The sequence below is a fragment of the Staphylococcus pasteuri genome (genome assembly GCF_030547725.1).
Classification (GTDB): domain Bacteria; phylum Bacillota; class Bacilli; order Staphylococcales; family Staphylococcaceae; genus Staphylococcus; species Staphylococcus pasteuri.
The window spans coordinates 1-233 of sequence record NZ_JAUOQO010001039.1 but is presented as its reverse complement, the minus strand read 5'-3'; the positions used below and the strand labels follow the sequence as shown (position 1 = coordinate 233).

Here is a 233-nt window from a genome sequence, read left to right as displayed (position 1 = left end):
CTATTAACCTTTGGTAAAGACATTTATACGGGCTTTAGTGGCATGCAGGAAATCTTTCTACTGTCATTGTTCATTGGCGGTTTAAGTGCGCTAATGCGCGAACAGGGTGGCTTACGCTTCATTCAACAATGGGTTGGGAACCGAGTAAACAAAGCTAAGTCGCGTTCTTTTGCCGCACAAAACGGCATTGCTTTAATTACTGCGCTCACCAACTTAGCAGTAGCTAACAACAC

1 protein-coding gene is annotated in these 233 nt (G+C 44.2%); it reads left to right on the top strand.

The window, feature by feature from the left end:
* Nucleotides 1-42: 42 nt before the first annotated feature.
* Nucleotides 43-233 (top strand): hypothetical protein (locus Q4528_RS16335; RefSeq protein WP_439848960.1); only part of this gene is annotated, 191 nt, incomplete at its 3' end.